Origin of the sequence: Nakamurella endophytica, assembly GCF_014646215.1 — a bacterium.
In the GTDB taxonomy this organism is placed as follows: domain Bacteria; phylum Actinomycetota; class Actinomycetes; order Mycobacteriales; family Nakamurellaceae; genus Nakamurella; species Nakamurella endophytica.
Map to the genome: position 1 here is coordinate 1 of NZ_BMNA01000012.1, position 15,681 is coordinate 15,681.

Sequence of the window (15,681 nt, forward strand, 5' to 3'; positions counted from 1 at the left end):
GGCGCGACGGCGTCGAGGCGCTGTGGATCCTGACCCGCGAACGCCGCCGCCGACCCATCCCCGTCACGGTGCTGCCCGCGGTCGCCACGGCGTAGGCACGCCGTCGTGGTGGCCGTCCTGGCCTGGATCCTGCCGGCGGCCGCTGCCGCCGCCATGCTGCTCGTCGGGCGCCTGCGGACCGCGCCGACCGTCGCCGTGTCGATCGCGGTGGGCGGGGTGTTGCGCGTCGGCTACGCCGCCGGCACCTCGTTCGCGTACACCCCGCACGACGTGGCCGCGTACTTCCGGGACACCGCGCGCCTGGTGCTCGAAGGCCGGGATCCGGTGCACAACCTGCCCGGCCGGCAGTGGAACTTCCTCGAGTTCATGCCGTGGATCCACGCCGTGGAGTACCGGACCGGCCTGCCCTGGGTGTACGCCGTCAAGATCGTCCCGATCCTGGCCGACCTGGTGCTGATCTGGCTGGTGTCCCGGATCGCGCCGAGCCGGCACCGGCTGCGCGCCCTGCAGTACGCGGTGAATCCGCTGTCGCTGCTGGTGGTCTCGCTGCACGGCCAGGTCGAGCCGATCGCGCTGGCCCTGGCCGTCGGCGGCGTCCTGGTGCTGCGCCGGCGCCATCCGGTGCTCGGCGGCGTGCTGCTCGGGGCGGCGGTCGCGGCGAAGACCTGGCCGGTGGTCATCCTGGTGGCGGTGCTGCCGGTGCGGAACCTGCGCCGGGCAGGATCGATCGTCGCCGGCGCCGCGGTGGTGCCGGTGCTCTGCCTGCTCTCCGGCGTGCTCTTCCTGGACACCGACCCCGTGCCGGACGTGCTGCACATGACCAGCTACTCGTCCTACGTGTCGCTGTGGACCTGGTCGGCCGCGGCGGTCCAGCTGCTCGCCGTCAAGGGTGGTTACCAGTCCCCGCTGGGTCCCGTGGGTTCCCTGCTGCTCCTCGCCGGGGTGGCCGCGACGCTCTACCTGCTGCGCCGCCGGCCGCCCGAGGTGCGGGCCCTCGGGGTGCTGTGCGCCGCCCTGGTCTGCACGGCCGGGTTCGGGACGCAGTACCTGATGTGGGTGCTGCCGTGGATGTTCGCGCTGTCCGGGCCGGTGCGGCTGGGGTACGCCGTCGTCGCCGGCGGGTGGGCGGCCCTCGCCTATCTGCTGCCGGAGGCGCCGCACGTGGAGTTGCTGCGCTGGCTGTCCTGGCTGCCGTGGGCGCTGCTGGGCGTCGCGCTGCTCGAGCAGTTCCGGGCGGCGAGCGGCCGGCCCGTCACGCGGCTGTTCGACGCGCCGCAGCTGCCGGACGGCGGCACGGTCGGGGCGGCCACGGAGCCTGCCGACCGCACGGGGCCGCCGGAACGGCAGACGGACGGCGACCGTCCCGGCTCCCGGACGACCGCCGCCGCCCGGCTGGCGCCGCCGGACGGCTCGCCGGGTGCGCTGCCGCCCGACTCGGCACCCTCCGGCGGCCGAACGGTCAGTCGCCCTTGACGTTGACCAGCTGCCGCAGCGTGTGGTCGATCTCCACCAGGTCCGCGGCGTCCCGCATCACCACGTCGATGTCCTTGTAGGGAGGGTCGCCGCACTCACGGGTTGCCGTCAGCCGGGCCGACCTCGGTGGTGCGGGGCGGTCCTTCGGCGACTGCAGCCGGCGGTCCGGACGGTGTCCGGTCGAGGTCGGCCAGGTCGCGGTCCACCTCGGCCACCCGTAAGGGTCGCCCGCCCGCGTCGAACAGCTCCCGGGCCCGCAGCAACGCGGCGCGGGCCTGGGTGACGTCGCCGCGCGTCCGCAGGACGTGGGCCAGCACCCGCAGGGCGCCGCCGTGGTGGAACGGGACGCCGAGCCGCTCGGCGACCGCGACGGTCTCGCGCGCCACGGACTCCGCGGCCGGCAGGTCCCCCAGCCGCAGCAGTAGTTCGGCCTTGTCCCGCAGCGCCGTGCTGGCCTCCCAGTCCAGGATGTGGTCGGGGATCCGTGTCCGGTGCGCCGCGATGCGTTCGAGCACCTGGTCGCCGAGGGCGAGCGCCTCCCGGTGCCGGCCGGCCGCCCCGAGCAGCCGGGCCACGCCGCCGAGCGATCCGAGCGAGCCCTCGACATCGCCGGCCCGCTCGAACAGCTCGGCGGCACGGCGGTGGTGCTCCTCGGTCTCCGCGTCCATCAGGTCGCGGCGCTCGCGGAGCTCGGCCGCGTACCGGCGCGCCCACGCCTCCTGCCGGACGTCGCCGGCCTCGCGGGCGAGAGCCGCAGCCAGTGCCACGGTCTCGGTCGCCTCCTGGTACCGCTTGTGCACCACCAGGGCCCACGCCAGGTAGTTCCGGTGCACCGCCTCCAGTCGGCGGTCGCCGAGCTGCTCCGCGGCCCGCGCGGACCGGCCGTACACCTCGAGCCACCCGCTCCAGTGCGAGCGCCGGTCGGAGTACCAGTGCATGGACTCGGCGACGGCGACGACGGTCCGGTGGTCCCCCTCGTCCGCGGTGGCCCGGAACGCGGCCAGCCAGTTGTCCGCCTCGACGGTGAGCCAGCGCTCGGCCGCGGACAGGTCGCGGAACGTGCGGCGAGGTTGCGGGGGCACCGAAGCCACCGGATCCGGCTCGAACAGCCGGCCGGCGGCGCAGGCGGTGTTCAGCAACCACGACCGCACGGCCAGCGTCGCCGCCCGGACGTCCTCGGGCGGCTCCTCGGCGGCCAGCCGCTCGGCCGCGTAGACGGCGACGAGATCGTGGAAACCTGCGCGGTCACCCGGCAGGGCGTGCAGCAGGCTCAGCTCGACCAGCTCGTCGATCAGCAGCTCGACCTCGCCGACGGGCAGATCGGCGGCCACCGCGGCGGTCTCCGGGTCGGCGCCGGCCGCGATCAGGGACAGCCGGCGGAAGAGCCGGCGGGCGTCGGCGTCGAGCTGGTCGTAGGACAGGGCGAGGACGCCGGCCACCTCGACGTCCCCGGCCACCAGCTGGGCCAGGCGCCGTTCGCTGCGGCCCAGCCGGGCTGCCAGGTCGGCGGCGGTCCACGCCGGGCGCGTCGACAGCCGATTGGCGGCGATGCGCAGCGCCAGCGGGTACCGGCCGCACAGTCGGGCCACCTGCCGCAGTGCGTCGTCGTGCTCGGGCCCCGCGGCGGTGGCGCCGCCGGAGGCCAGGGCGAGCAGGGCGACGGCGTCGTCCTCCGGCATGGGTAGCAGGGCGGTGCGCCGGGCGTGCGCCAGACCGGTCAGCAACCGGCGCGAGGTGATCACCACGGTGCTCCGGCCCTCGCCGGCCAGCAGCGGACGCACCTGTGCCTCCGCCCTGGCGTTGTCGAGCACCACCAGGACGGGGTGCTCGGCCAGTGCGCGGCGGTACGCGGCGGCACGGTCCGGCACGCCCGACGGGACGTCCCGGACGCCCAGGCCGGACAGTGCCCGACCCAGCAGGTCGCCGGGTTCGGCCGGGTGCGGGTCCAGCCCGCGCAGGTCCAGGTGCAGCACGCCGCCCGGGTAGCCCGGCGCCACCCGGTGCGCCGCCTCGACCGCCAGCGCCGACTTGCCCAGCCCGCCGGCTCCGGCGATCACCACCAGCGGGGAGCGCGTCGACGGGTCGGCGAGCAGCTCGAGGTCGGCCAGCTCGGCGTGCCGGCCGACGAAGTCCGGCGCGCGCGGTGGCAGGTCGCGGGCACCGGGCAGGTCGGGCCAGCGGCGCAGCCGGCCGTCCCGGGCCGCCGTCAGCAGCGCCTCCCTGGGCGCCCCGGCCAGCCGCAGTGCATCGGCGAGCGCGGCGATCGTCCTGGCCTGCGGGCCCCTGGCCCGGCCGCGTTCCATGTCGCTGATCGCCCTGGCGCTCACGCCGGACCGCTCGGCGAGCGCCTCGAGGGTCAGCCGCGCCGCCTGCCGGTGGCGGCGCAGCAGCGCGCCCAGGTCAGCGCCCACGACTCGGCACCGCCGGTCCGGGCGCGGGAACGCCTGCTGGCCTGCCGGACATGCGTGGACAGTAGCGGCAGCGGGATGGTGGCCGGGTCGCGCCGAGCGGCGACGTGCCCGCTCCGGGGCCGACGCCGGGAGCCGGCGACCCGGGCTCCCGGCGTCCCGGCGGGTCAGCCGGTGGTGCTGCGCACCGCGTCGCGGATCAGCCGCACCACCTCGTCCGGATGGGCCAGCATCACCAGGTGCGAGGAGTCGACCTCGGTGACGGTCATGCCGGCCCTCCGGTACCCGAAGCGCTCGACCTCGGGATTGATGGTCCGGTCGGCGGCGGCCACCAGCCCCCAGGCCGGCCTGGTCTTCCAGGCCGCGACCGGTGCCTTCTCGGCGAAGGCGGCGCCGGCCAGCGGCCGCTGCGACACGGCCAGCACCGCGGCGAGATCCGGGTCGACGCCGGCCGCGAAGATGGCGGGGAAGGCGTCGACGTCGACGTACACGTCGGTCCCGTCGGTGCCGCCGTCGACCGGGTACGGCCGGTAGACCAGCGCGGCCGCCAGGTCGGAGTCCGGGAAGCCGCCCTGCAGCTCACCGAGGCTCTCGCCCTCCTCCAGGGCGTACCCGGCCAGGTAGACCAGTCCGACGACGTTCGGCTCGGCGCCGGCCACGGTGATGACCGCTCCGCCGTAGGAGTGCCCGACGAGCAGCACCGGACCGTCGATCTGCCGGACGACCGAGGCCACGTAGGCGGAGTCGCCCACCAGGCTGCGGTTGGGGACGGCCGGGACGACGACGCGCAGCCCGTCGCCGAGCAGCTGCGGCACGACGGCGGAGAAGCTGCTCGCGTCGGCGAAGGCGCCGTGCACCAGCACGACGGTGGGGGAGGGGGTCACGGTGTGCTCCTGTTCGGGCGGGGGATGGCAGTGGTGCCGGTGGTGGCGGTGACGGTCGTTCCAAGGCCCCCGGGAGTCACGGTGGCGAGCCGGGCGGCCGGGGCCCGGCGGGGCCGGATCACCGGTCGTGCAGCGCGGCGCGGAGGAACTCGCCGCCCTGTGCCGTCGCCGCCCGGGCGGCGTGGGTGTCACGCATGCCGTTGACCATCACGAAGTCGTGGATGGCGCCCAGATAGCGGACCGCGGTCACCGGGACCCCTGCGGTCCGCAGCTTGGCGGCGTAGGCCTCGCCCTCGTCCCGCAGCACGTCCGCCTCACCGGTGACGACCAGCGCCGGCGGCAGGCCGGCCAGGTCGTCGGTGCTCGCCCGCAGCGGTGAGGCGGTGATCTCCCTGCGCTGCGCGGGATCTGCGATGTACTGGTCCCAGAACCACTGCATGGCATCGCGTCGCAACCAGTAGTGCTCGGCGAACTGCCGGTAGGAACCGGTGTCGAAGTCCGCGTCGGTGACCGGGTAGTAGAGCAGCTGCGCGGTGAGCCGCGGGCCGCCCCGCTGCTTGGCCAGCAGGGTGACCGCCGCCGACATGTTGCCGCCGACAGAGTCCCCGGCGACGGCGATCCGCGCGGGGTCCAGGTCGTGCTCGGCGCCGGAGCCGGCGATCCACTGCAACGCCGCGTAGATCTCCTCGATCGCGGTGGGGTAGCGCGCCTCGGGGGACAGGCTGTACTCGGTGAACACGGTCGCCGCCTGCGCCCGCACCGTCAGCTCCCGCACGAGCCGGTCGTGGGTGTGTGCGTTGCCGAAGACCCAGCCGGCACCGTGCGTGTACAGCACCACCGGCAGGGGTCCCGTGCTGCCGGCCGGGCGGTAGATGCGCACGGACACCTGGCCGGACGGGCCGCCGGGGACGGTCACGTCGGTGACGTCGACGGCCGGCGCGGGGATGTCGCCGTCCTGCACCGAGTCGACGGTGCGGCGGCCCTCCTCGATCGGCAGGTCGAACAGGTACGGAGGTGCGTCGGTCGCGTCGGCGAACTCCTGCGCGGCCGGTTCCAGGACGGGGACGACGTCGGTCATGGGTCTCCTGCTCCTCGGGGTCGGGACCGGGGTGGTCCCCGCCCGATCCGACCAGCAGGGCGCCCGGCGGACCATGCAGAACAGCAGGAAGAACCGGCGACCGACCCGCGCCGGGGACGGCAGCGGCGCCCGCCGACGTCGAGCGAGCGGGATTTCGGGTGTCTGCGGCGGCCGGGCGTCCGGTCGGATCGGCCTCGGGCAGCCGCGCGGAACGCCGATGGTGCAGGGCGGAGCCGGGGCGAGGCGGTGGGCAGAGCCAGCAGTCCGGGTGACTCGACCGGTGTCGGCTCGCGCGGCCGGTGGTGGAGGACCCAGGAATCGAACCTGGCAAGGCGCCCCAGAGGCGCGTCCCCCGTGGGGTGCGCATACCGTAGATCACTCCCGCCGGTTTGTCACGACCCCCGGCAGGATCGCCGCGCCGGACGTCGGACGCCGGCGGCCGGGCGGCCGGCGTCCCATGGCCCGCCGCACCGTCCGCGGGCCGCACCGCCGCCGGGGTCCCGGTGCCGGCCGTCGCCACGGGTGCGCCGGCGGCGTCGCCCGGTATGTTGCAGCTTCACCGTTCGATGGAGGACACCGGATCGATGGCGGACCTCACCGCCCTGCACGAGGAACTGGCGCGCGTCGTCGTCGTCGGCCGCGACCTGTCCGTCGTGCTCACCGAGATCACCGGCATCGCGCGTCGTGCGATGCCCGGGGCGGAGGCCACGTCCATCACGCTGGTGCGCGGCGACGACGCCCACACCGCCGCCTTCGACGGTCAGCTGGCCATCGACGCCGACGAGTTGCAGTACGAGCGCGGCCACGGACCGTGCCTGGACGCCGGGCGGGCCGGCCAGATCTTCGTCGTCGACGACATGCGGACCGAGCAACGCTGGCCGGACTACGCCCGGCACACGGCAGCGATCGGCGTACGCAGCTCGCTGTCCGTGCCGCTGCCCTTCCAGGACGCGGTGATCGGCGCGGTGAACAACTACGCGACGCGTCCCGAGGCCTTCGGCGACACGGACGTCGAGTTCGGCCAGGAGGTCGCGTCCTGGGTGGCGCTCGCCGTCGGGCACGCCCGGCTGGGCGTGCAGGCCGGGCAGGACCTGGCCGGGATGCGGGCCGCCATGGCCTCCCGGGCCGTCATCGAGCAGGCCAAGGGCATCCTCATGGAGCGCAACGGGATCACCGCGGACGAGGCGTTCACCGTGCTCACCCGGGCTTCGCAGCGTGCCAACACCAAGCTGCGGGACGTAGCCCGGCAGCTGGTCTCCACCGGGACCCTGCCCGGGACCTGACCACGGTGGCCGGCGATTGTTCCGACCGGTGCGGGGTACCGGACGCTGCAGACGGCGCGGAGTCCCGGGGCACTGCACGGTCCAGGTTCGGGCGGTCCTGCAGCGGGCCGCCCGAACCGCCCGAACCGGCCGGCCGTGCGTGGACGGACAGTCAGTCGCTCGGTTCCACCGCCGGCGTCTCGCCGGTCTGCACCAGGCGGTCGGCGACATCGCGCAGCAGGACGTTGCTGCGCTGGGAGGCCAGCCGCAGCACGTCGAACGCCTGGTCGGCGGTCATCCGGTAGCGCTCCATCAGGATGCCCTGTGCCTGGCCGATGAGCGTGCGGGTCGCCAAGGCCGTGCGCAGGTTGTCCTCGGTCCTGGCGCTCTGCAGCGCGATCGCGGCCTGGGCGGCGAAGACCTGCCCCTCCTCGCGTCCCCGGTCGGCGAATCCGGCCGGGTGGGGCGAGTAGACGTTGAGCGCCCCGAGGGTGTCCTCGGACGTGAACAGCTGAAAGGACAGGCTGCTGCGAATCCCGGTCTCCTCGGCGACCCGGTGCGCCCAGCGGGGGTAGCGGTCCTCGTGCAGCAGGTCCCCGATCCCGAAGGTCTCCCGCTCCCAGATGGCATCCAGGCACGGGCCCTCGCCGAGCTCGTACTGCAGCTGGTCGGCGCGGGCCGCGCGGTCGTCGCTGCTCGCCGGCGTGTCCACCCGGCCCCGCTTGTGGACGATCGACACGCCGACGTAGGCGTCGTTGCCCAGGTGCTCCGCGGCCAGGTCCACCACCCGTTGCAGGGTGTGCTGCAGGTCCGGCTCCGCGGCGAGGTCGCGGGCGACGGTGGCGATCATCTCGCTGAACCGACGATCGTCGCTCACGCAGGTCTCCTCAGGTGGCGGAAGGCAGAGCGGAGTGTACTCCCGGTCGTCGGCCCGTCCTCCCGACCGGCGTCGAGCGTCCTCGGGCCTACCGGGACGGGGGGCGTCGCGCTGTGAGTGTCGTACGCCTCGACCCAGGCTTCAGGACACGCACTTGTCGACGGCCGCCCCCACCGCACCGCCGATCAGGCCGCCGATCGCCGCACCACCCGCGCCCCAGTCGGCCCCGATCAGCGCGCCGAGGGCTGCTCCGCGCTTCTCCCACTCGCCCTGGTTCTTGGCGTAGACGGTCACGCCGGAACCGCCCGGCGCCGGTTCCACCGAGTACGAGCCGACGGCCGACGACGCCAGGGCCAGCGCCACCGGACTCGCCGTCCCGCTCGCCAGCAGGGCGCTGTGCACGTCGCGCGCCCGGAAGAAGGCCGTGCGCGCGTCGCCGTCGCCGTCAGCGGTTCCGGCGCCGAGCCGGGCCAGTGCCGACAGCGTCTCGACCTCGTCGTCCTGGAGCAGGCCGCGCCGACGCAGCATGCCGTAGAGCACAGCGGTCTGGGCGGCGACGTCGCCCTTGGTCTCCCGGACGATGCGGTCGGCCTCGGCGCGGACGGCCTGGTGCAGTTCCGAGCCGCCGAGTCCGACGGGTGCCGTGATGTCCATCAGGATCACCTCTCTGTGTGGTGGGGACCGGTGCCGGCACCGGTCGCCGTGGAGGATCCGGGCGGGCCGTCCCCACCGGGATCCGTGATGTGGGCCCGCGCGCGCCGGTGCCGTGATGGAGCACCCCTGCGCTGCGGCTGATACCGGACCGGCCGGGGACCGCCGTGCCGGCCGCCGGACCGCCGCCCCCACGCGGACACCGGCGCGGCCCGTCCGCCGCCGCTTCCTGCTGGCCTGCAGTTCACGTCCTGTTCGCCGGGCCGGTGCAGCATCGCCCGGTGCCCGTCCCGTCCCCACGCTGGCCGCCACCCGCCGACCCCGCGATCGTCGAGCGCGCGGCCGCCGAGGCGGCCCGGTTGCTGGCCGCACTGCCCGACCGCTGGGCGCACACCCGGCAGGTCGCGGACAGCGCCCGGTGGGCCGCGGTGGGCGTCGACCTCGCCGACCGCCCGCTGCTGATCGCCGCGGCCTACCTGCACGACATCGGCTACAGCCGGGCCCTGGCGGTGACCGGGTTCCACCCACTGGACGGTGCCCGGCACCTGGCGGAGCAGGGCGCCGACGAACTCGCGCGGCTCGTCGCCCACCACTCCGGCGCGGCGGTGGAAGCCCGCCACCGCGGGCTCACCGACCGGCTGGCCCGGTTCGCCCGGCCCCACGGTGCCGTGGCGGACGCCCTGGACTACGCCGATGCCACGTCCGGACCGACCGGCGAGAGTGTAGACCCGGGACCGCGTTTCGAGGAGATCCTGGACCGGCACGGGGCTGACAGTGTGGTCGCCCGGTCGCGCGGCGAATCACGCATCGACACCTACGCCGCCGTGGTGCGGACGCTGCGGCGGGCCGATGACGCCCGCCCCCGGCCCGGCCGGCTCGCCGTCACGCCGGTGCAGCTGGGCTTCACGACCCTGGTCCGCTTCCAGGGCGTCCTCGACGAGAGCAGCGCGGAGCAGGCGACGGCGGTGCTGCGCGACGTCCTCGACCGCCGGCCACACGCCGCCGTCTGCGACCTCGCGCTGCTCACCCGCTGCGACCAGGACGGGGTTCGGGTGCTGTCGGCGGCCGTCACCGGCCCCGTTCCGGCCGACCCTGCGGCGGTCCCGGTGGTCGCCGTGGATCCACCGGCAGCGGTGCGGGAGCGCCTGGAGCAGTGGTGGGTACCCGGCCCGCCGCCCGCCTGGCCCGCCCTGCACGACGCACTCGCCGAGCACTGCCAGGAGGCGCACGACGCAGACCCGCGTGACACGGAGGACGACGCCCGGGACTGACCCGACGTCCGCCACCCGCCCGATGCCCTGGACCGGCTCCGCCCTCGCGCGGCCGGCACCGGCGTGGCCGACCGGCGGAATCGCGCCGGCAGGGGTGCGGGCTACTACCCTCCGTAGAGGTACGTGCGGCGGACGGTGTCCGCAACGCGACGCCCGCAGCACACCGCCGGGCGTCGCCGCGGCCGGGTCGGGCAGGGACGACGGGACGAGGCAGATGGCGGGGTCCGCAGCGGGGTGCGCCGGGGACGACTCCGGCCGCGCCCGGACCGCGCGCCGCTACCGGGCGGACGCCGATCCCGATCGGTTCCGGTCGACCCTGCAGCTCACCGCGGACGCCACCGCCTTCCCGGTGGCGATGGTGAACCTGCTCGAGGAGACCGACCAGTACACGGTGAGCGCCGTCGGCGTCGACGACGTCCCGACGATGCCGCGCGCGCAGGCCATCTGCGACACGGTGGTCCGTACCGGGCGCCCGCTCGCCGTCGCCGACACCCGGGCGGATCGCCGCTTCCGGGAGTTCCCGCACGTCCGCAACGGCTGGGTCGGGTCTTTCGCCGGCGCGCCGATCCGCAGCCGCGAGTCCTACGTCGTCGGGTCGGTCTGCGTCGTGGACGCACGACCCCGGGCCGTCGCCGACGGTCTCGTCGGTCAACTGGTGCACGCCGCGGCGGTCCTGGAGGACCAGTGGGACCTGCTGCGCCGCCGGGACCCCACCGGCGCCGCGTCCGCCACGGCGGCCGAGGTGCTGTCGGCGGTCCGGGCCGGCGAAATCCGCCCCTGGTACCAGCCGATCGTCGACCTGGGCAGCCGGCGGACGGTCGCCTACGAGGCCTTGGCGCGGTGGACACAGCCCTCCGGCGTGGTCCGGACCCCGCGCTCGTTCCTGCCCGCCGCACAGGACAGCGACCTCGTCGTGGAGCTGGACCTGGCCGTGCTGCGGGCGGCGTTGGCGGACGTCCTGCGCTGGCGCCGGTGGCGTCCCGCCCTGCGGTTGACCGTCAACCTGTCGGGCCGGCACCTGCGCGACCCCGGCGCGGCCGTCGCGGTCCACGAGGTGGCGACGTCGCTGGGCGTCCAGCCGGCGGCCCTGGACCTGGAGTTCACCGGCACGGGCCGCGCGCCGGAGCTGGAAGCGGAGTCCGTGCAACGGTTCCGGCGACTGGGCTACCGGGTGTGGTCGGACAACGTCGGAGGCGAGGAGTCGCCCCTTCCACTGCTGCTGCACGGTGCCGTCGACGGGATCAAGATCGACCGGAGCCTGGCGGCCGGGCTCGGCACGCCGGCGGGGTCGGCGAGGATCCGGGCGCTGGCCCGGTTCGCCTCCGACCTCGGCGTCCGGGTGGCGCTGCAGGGCATCGAGACGCCGGCCCAGGCAACGGAGGCGCACCGGCTCGGCTGCGAACACGGCCAGGGGTACCTGTGGTCGGCGCCGCGGCCGCCGGAGGTCGTGCAGCGCATGGTCCGCTACCCGTTCCTGCCCGTCCGGCTGCACCGGTCGGCCACGGACTCCGGCGACGGCGCCGGACGGTGACCCCGCCGCGGTGTCCGATGTGCAGCGGGGCCGCGGTGTCCGATGTTGCGGCGGGGCCGCGGTGTCCGATATTGCGGCGGGGCCGCGGTGTCCGATGTTGCGGCGGGGCCGCGGTGTCCGAACCTCTGACCGCGCCGCGGTGTCAGACGTGCGGCGGTGCCGCGCGATCCCCGGGCGGCTCGGCCGGGGCACCCGCGGGCTGCCCGGCCGCGGCGGTCAGTCGCTCCCCGACGGCCGCTGCAGCGTGGCGGATCTCGCGTCCCCCCAGGATCCGGAACGGCACGGGGATCGCGGCCAGTTGCTCGACGTACCACCACGGGTTGCTGGTGGTGCCGACCAGCCGGCAGGTGTCGTCGTCCACCGGCTGCACCCTGCCGAGCGAGCGCGGCAACCGCTGCACCACCTCCGCCGTCGGCGCCTGGATCAGCACGTCGGCGGTGAACTCCCAGCCCTCGGCCAGGTTCTCCTCCAGCAGCGCCACGGCATCCAGGTCCTCGGGCACGTCGAACACCGCGTCGACGCCCTCCACGGACCGCACCCGGTCCACCCGGTAGGCCCGGACCGCATCCGCCCGGCAGGAGCGGCACACCAGGTACCAGCGGCCGTGCCGGACGACGACGGCCCACGGGTCCACGTCGGTGACCCACTCCGTACCCGCCTCCGACCGGTATCCGAGCCGCACCCTCCGCCGGTCGGCGCACGCCTGCACCAGGGCGGCCGTCGTCGTCGGGTCCGGTCGCACCGCTGCCCGGTCCGGTGCCGCAGCGGTGATCCGCCGGACCGCCTCGGCCTGTGCCGCCACCGCCGCCGGCAGCGCGCGCATGATCTTGCCGAGCGCGCTGCCCACCGGGTCGGTCGTCGCGCCGGCCTGGTGGTGCCCGTCCAGGACGGCCATCACCAGCCCCAGCGCCTCCGTCGAGGTGAACACCAGCGGCGGCAGCCGCAGGCCGCGGCCCAGCCGGTACCCGCCGTACGGGCCGCGCACCGACTCCACCGGGATCCCGGCCTCGCGCAGCACGGCGACGTAGCGCCGCGCGGCACGGCCGGTGACCCCCAGCCGCTCCGCGAGGCGGTCCGCGGTGATCCCGGGACTGCCCTGCAGCAGTTCCAGCACCATCAGCGCGCGGGAGGTGGGGCTGGCATCGGCCGTCACAGGGATCCGCCCATCCGGAAGCAGGTCGTCCGGAAGCGACCCTAACCTGGTCGGCGGGCCGGCAGGCCTTGCGACCGGCGCGGCGGTGCTCCGCAGCCGGGAGCTGCGTGCGGATCCCGCCCCGGACCCCACCGTGCCGCGCGGTGCGGCCGGAGGGAAACGACCCAGAGAGACAGGTGACGACGATGCCGGCGACAGTGACGGTGCCTCCGTGGTCCCCGGTGTGGTCCCCGGTGCGGGTCGCAGCGGTGGCGGTCGGTGGCGCCTGCCCGGATCCGCCGGTGACGCCGGGCGACGGCGGGACGGGCTGCCGGTGAACCCGAGCGGGCACCCGCCGCTGACCGCCGCGGAGGTGACCGTGGTGCCGGCCGACCAGGCGTCCTGGGCGGACATCCTGGCGGTGCTGTGCCGCAGCGACGCCGGTCGCTGCCTGTGTCAGCGGTTCAAGGTGCCGGGCTGGATCTGGCGGGACACCACGCTCGCCGAACGCACGGCAGCGCTCCGCGAGCAGACCGGCTGTGACCGTGGAGGACCCGGACCGACCAGCGGGCTCGTCGGCTACGTCGACGGCGAGCCGGCGGGCTGGGTCGCCGTCGAGCCGCGGACGGCGTATCCGAAGTTGCGGTCGTCCCGCATCCCCTGGGCCGGCCGGGACACCGACCCGGACGACGACGGGGTGTGGGCGGTGACCTGCCTGGTGGTGCGGACCGGGCACCGCGGCCGCGGACTGACCTACGTGCTGGCGCGGGCGGCGGCCGACCACGCCCGCGCCCACGGCGCTCGGGCCGTCGAGGCCTACGGGATGGTGACCCGTCCCGGCCGGCCGGTCACCTGGGGAGAGCTGCACGTCGGTGCCCGCCAGGTGTTCGAGGAGGCCGGCTTCCGGGAGGTCACCCACCCGACGCCGCGCCGGGTGGTCCTGCGGATGGACTTCGGTGCGGGCAGAGGCGGCAGCCCGGTGGTCGGCTGCTGACCCGGGCCCGGCGGGCACCATGGGGCCAGCCGCCCCGGACGACGGGCGGCGTCGCACCGACGGGGTGGTGGTGGGCATGCCGCGTGCCGCGGGGACCGCGCTGCGCGTCGTCCTGGTCGTCGTCGTCCTGCTCGCCGTCCTGCTGGCACTGCTGTGGATCCTCCAGCGCCGGCTGGTCTTCCCGGCCGACCGCTCGCCTGTGCCGCCCGCACGCACCCTGGTGCCGGGCGCCGCGGACGTCACCCTGACCACCGACGACGGCCTGGCGCTGGGCGCCTGGTACGTCGCGCCGCGCGAAGGGTGCGGCACGGCCGTCCTCGTGGCGCCGGGGAACGGGGGCAACCGCTCCGGACGGGCGCCGCTGCTGCGCGCCCTGTCCGCCGCGGGGCTCGGCGTGCTGCTGCTGGACTACCGCGGCTACGGCGGCAATCCCGGTGCACCGTCGGAGAGCGGCCTGGCCGCCGATGCGCTGGCGGCGCGCCGCTTCCTGGCCGGCCGGGGCTTCGCCGACGCCGACCTGGTGTACCTGGGGGAGAGCCTCGGCGGCGCGGTGGTCACCGAGCTGGCCGCTCGGCACCCGCCGCGCGCACTGGTGCTGCGCTCGCCGTTCACCGACCTCGCCGCCGTGGCCGCCGACGCCTACCCGTTCCTCCCGGTCCGGCTCCTGTTGCGGGACCGGTTCCCGCTGCTGGCCACGGTGCGGGGCATCGGCGTGCCGGTGACCGTCGTCCTGGGGACGCGGGACACGCTGGTCGACCCGGCGCAGAGTCGCGAGGTCGCTGCCGCGGCCCCGGACGGGACACTGGTGGAGGTGGCCGGTGCCGGGCACGACGACCCGGTGCTGGCCGACGGGCCGGCGCTGGTGCGGGCAGTGGCGGACGCCGCCGGCTGCGGGGAGAGCTGACGGCTCAGAAGCCGATCGGGGCGAAGCGCTCCCACGGCCCGATGGCGGTCCGGTTCGCGATCAGCGCCGCGCGGCCGTGCGACTCGGCGGTCACGTAGCGGCCGTTGATCACCGCTCGGAGCGAGACGGTGCCGTCCGAGTTGCGCACCAGGACGAAGGTCTCCCACGGGCCCACCGTCGTGCGGTTGGCGATCAGGGGTTCGGTGCCCCGCGACTCGGCGCAGACGAACCGGCCGTTCGCGTGCGCCCGCAGGGCGACCCGGCCCGATCCGAGCAAGAGCATGTCGAACTTCTCCCACGGGCCGGCGGCCGTCCGGTTCGCGATCAAGGGGTCGGCTCCCCGGTTCTCGGCGGTGACCAGGCGGTCGTTGATCTGCGCGCGCAGGCTGACGACGGTGCCCCGGGCGTCCGACCGGATCTTCGCCACCAGCTCCGCGAGCGCCGCACTGCCCGGGCCGACGTTGATCTCAAAGTGCATCTCGTCCTTGGTGCGGCTGTAGTCGCCGCCCCAGTACACGACCTTGCCGGTGTACTCCAGGATCCGGCGCAGCGCGGCGAGCTGCGCGGGGGAGAAGGTGCCCGCCTTGGTGTTCGGGTGCAGCTCCCAGTTCAGGTCGATCGCCGTGCCGGAGGCGTGGTTCGACCAGACCGTGGGGTTGTTGACGTTCCTGCGGTACTCGTAGCCGCCGCACTGCCACGGCTGCAGTTTCTCGACCTCGGTGTGGAACCGGCCGGCGAAGTAGGACAGCACGGTGCCGACGTCGCCGGAGCGCAGCTGCAGGGTCAGCGAGGTGCCCGGTACCGCGTACGGCGCGATGCCGATGCTCGACCCCGGCGTGCCGACGGTCCAGCCGTTGTAGGAGGTCATCGGGGTCGCCGCCGGCGCCGCGCCGGCCGTGGTGGTGCCGGTGGCACGGCCCGCGACCCGCGGATCGCCCGCCGGGGCTCCGTCGGCACCGTGCGCGGTCGGTGCCGACGGGTCCGCCGACGCGGGCAGCGCCAGCCCGGCACCGAGAAGGGCTCCACCCAGCCCGACCCCGCCGACGCGGATCAGGGTGCGTCGCGACACTCCGGACAGACGGGGATCTCCCACGACAGGCTTCCTCCACAGGCGAACGGACACAGGTGATCTGCTGCCGGCCGTCATGCAGGACCGGCGACACGGATGTCCGCCTGGCCGTTGCCGGATACCTGTCATGGTAAAAGCGCTGCGCCA

The 15,681-nt window shown here is 75.4% G+C and carries 13 protein-coding genes; 6 read left to right on the forward strand and 7 right to left on the reverse strand.

The window, feature by feature from the left end:
* The first annotated feature begins 105 nt into the window (after positions 1 to 105).
* Positions 106 to 1,473 carry a glycosyltransferase 87 family protein gene (locus IEY37_RS18195; protein WP_188944163.1) on the forward strand — a complete coding sequence of 456 codons (1,368 nt, stop codon included), beginning with the start codon at positions 106 to 108 and terminating at the stop codon, positions 1,471 to 1,473.
* Between the two features lie 95 nt (positions 1,474 to 1,568).
* Here IEY37_RS18195 and IEY37_RS18200 read toward each other — a convergent pair whose 3' ends face one another.
* From IEY37_RS18200 to IEY37_RS18210, 3 genes are all read right to left on the reverse strand, one after another.
* Positions 1,569 to 3,884: an ATP-binding protein gene (locus IEY37_RS18200; RefSeq protein WP_188944165.1), complete on the reverse strand. Its 2,316-nt coding sequence runs from the start codon at positions 3,882 to 3,884 to the stop codon at positions 1,569 to 1,571.
* 164 nt (positions 3,885 to 4,048) lie between these two features.
* Positions 4,049 to 4,765, reverse strand: a complete 717-nt coding sequence (locus IEY37_RS18205) for an alpha/beta fold hydrolase (protein ID WP_188944167.1) — start codon at positions 4,763 to 4,765, stop codon at positions 4,049 to 4,051.
* A 118-nt stretch (positions 4,766 to 4,883) separates the two neighbouring features.
* The gene (locus IEY37_RS18210) at positions 4,884 to 5,843 is read right to left on the reverse strand and encodes an alpha/beta hydrolase (protein WP_188944169.1); all 960 of its coding nucleotides are present in this window, start codon (positions 5,841 to 5,843) and stop codon (positions 4,884 to 4,886) included.
* Between the two features lie 566 nt (positions 5,844 to 6,409).
* Here IEY37_RS18210 and IEY37_RS18215 point away from each other — a divergent pair.
* Entirely contained in the window at positions 6,410 to 7,126 is a 717-nt protein-coding gene (locus IEY37_RS18215; RefSeq protein ID WP_229674619.1) for a GAF and ANTAR domain-containing protein, read from the forward strand.
* A 151-nt stretch (positions 7,127 to 7,277) separates the two neighbouring features.
* On the opposite strand, the gene IEY37_RS18220 is transcribed toward IEY37_RS18215, so the two are convergent.
* Entirely contained in the window at positions 7,278 to 7,982 is a 705-nt protein-coding gene (locus IEY37_RS18220; protein WP_188944173.1) for a GAF and ANTAR domain-containing protein, read from the reverse strand.
* A gap of 141 nt (positions 7,983 to 8,123) precedes the next feature.
* Complete coding sequence (locus tag IEY37_RS18225; RefSeq protein WP_188944175.1) at positions 8,124 to 8,636, reverse strand: hypothetical protein; 513 nt, start codon at positions 8,634 to 8,636, stop codon at positions 8,124 to 8,126.
* A gap of 278 nt (positions 8,637 to 8,914) precedes the next feature.
* Here IEY37_RS18225 and IEY37_RS18230 point away from each other — a divergent pair, with 278 nt between their 5' ends.
* Positions 8,915 to 9,904 (forward strand): HD domain-containing protein, encoded by a 990-nt coding sequence (locus IEY37_RS18230; protein ID WP_188944177.1) that lies wholly within the window; start codon positions 8,915 to 8,917, stop codon positions 9,902 to 9,904.
* A gap of 214 nt (positions 9,905 to 10,118) precedes the next feature.
* Entirely contained in the window at positions 10,119 to 11,435 is a 1,317-nt protein-coding gene (locus IEY37_RS18235; RefSeq protein ID WP_188944179.1) for a sensor domain-containing phosphodiesterase, read from the forward strand.
* Between the two features lie 142 nt (positions 11,436 to 11,577).
* Here the strand turns inward: IEY37_RS18235 and IEY37_RS18240 are convergent, their stop codons facing one another.
* The gene (locus tag IEY37_RS18240; RefSeq protein WP_188944181.1) at positions 11,578 to 12,588 is read right to left on the reverse strand and encodes a helix-turn-helix transcriptional regulator; all 1,011 of its coding nucleotides are present in this window, start codon (positions 12,586 to 12,588) and stop codon (positions 11,578 to 11,580) included.
* A 211-nt stretch (positions 12,589 to 12,799) separates the two neighbouring features.
* Here IEY37_RS18240 and IEY37_RS18245 point away from each other — a divergent pair, with 211 nt between their 5' ends.
* Both IEY37_RS18245 and IEY37_RS18250 read left to right on the forward strand, forming a co-directional pair.
* Positions 12,800 to 13,561, forward strand: a complete 762-nt coding sequence (locus IEY37_RS18245; protein WP_229674620.1) for a GNAT family N-acetyltransferase — start codon at positions 12,800 to 12,802, stop codon at positions 13,559 to 13,561.
* Between the two features lie 76 nt (positions 13,562 to 13,637).
* Positions 13,638 to 14,465: an alpha/beta hydrolase gene (locus tag IEY37_RS18250; RefSeq protein WP_188944183.1), complete on the forward strand. Its 828-nt coding sequence runs from the start codon at positions 13,638 to 13,640 to the stop codon at positions 14,463 to 14,465.
* A 4-nt stretch (positions 14,466 to 14,469) separates the two neighbouring features.
* Here IEY37_RS18250 and IEY37_RS18255 read toward each other — a convergent pair whose 3' ends face one another.
* Positions 14,470 to 15,558 (reverse strand): M15 family metallopeptidase, encoded by a 1,089-nt coding sequence (locus IEY37_RS18255; RefSeq protein WP_188944185.1) that lies wholly within the window; start codon positions 15,556 to 15,558, stop codon positions 14,470 to 14,472.
* Positions 15,559 to 15,681 lie beyond the last annotated feature (123 nt).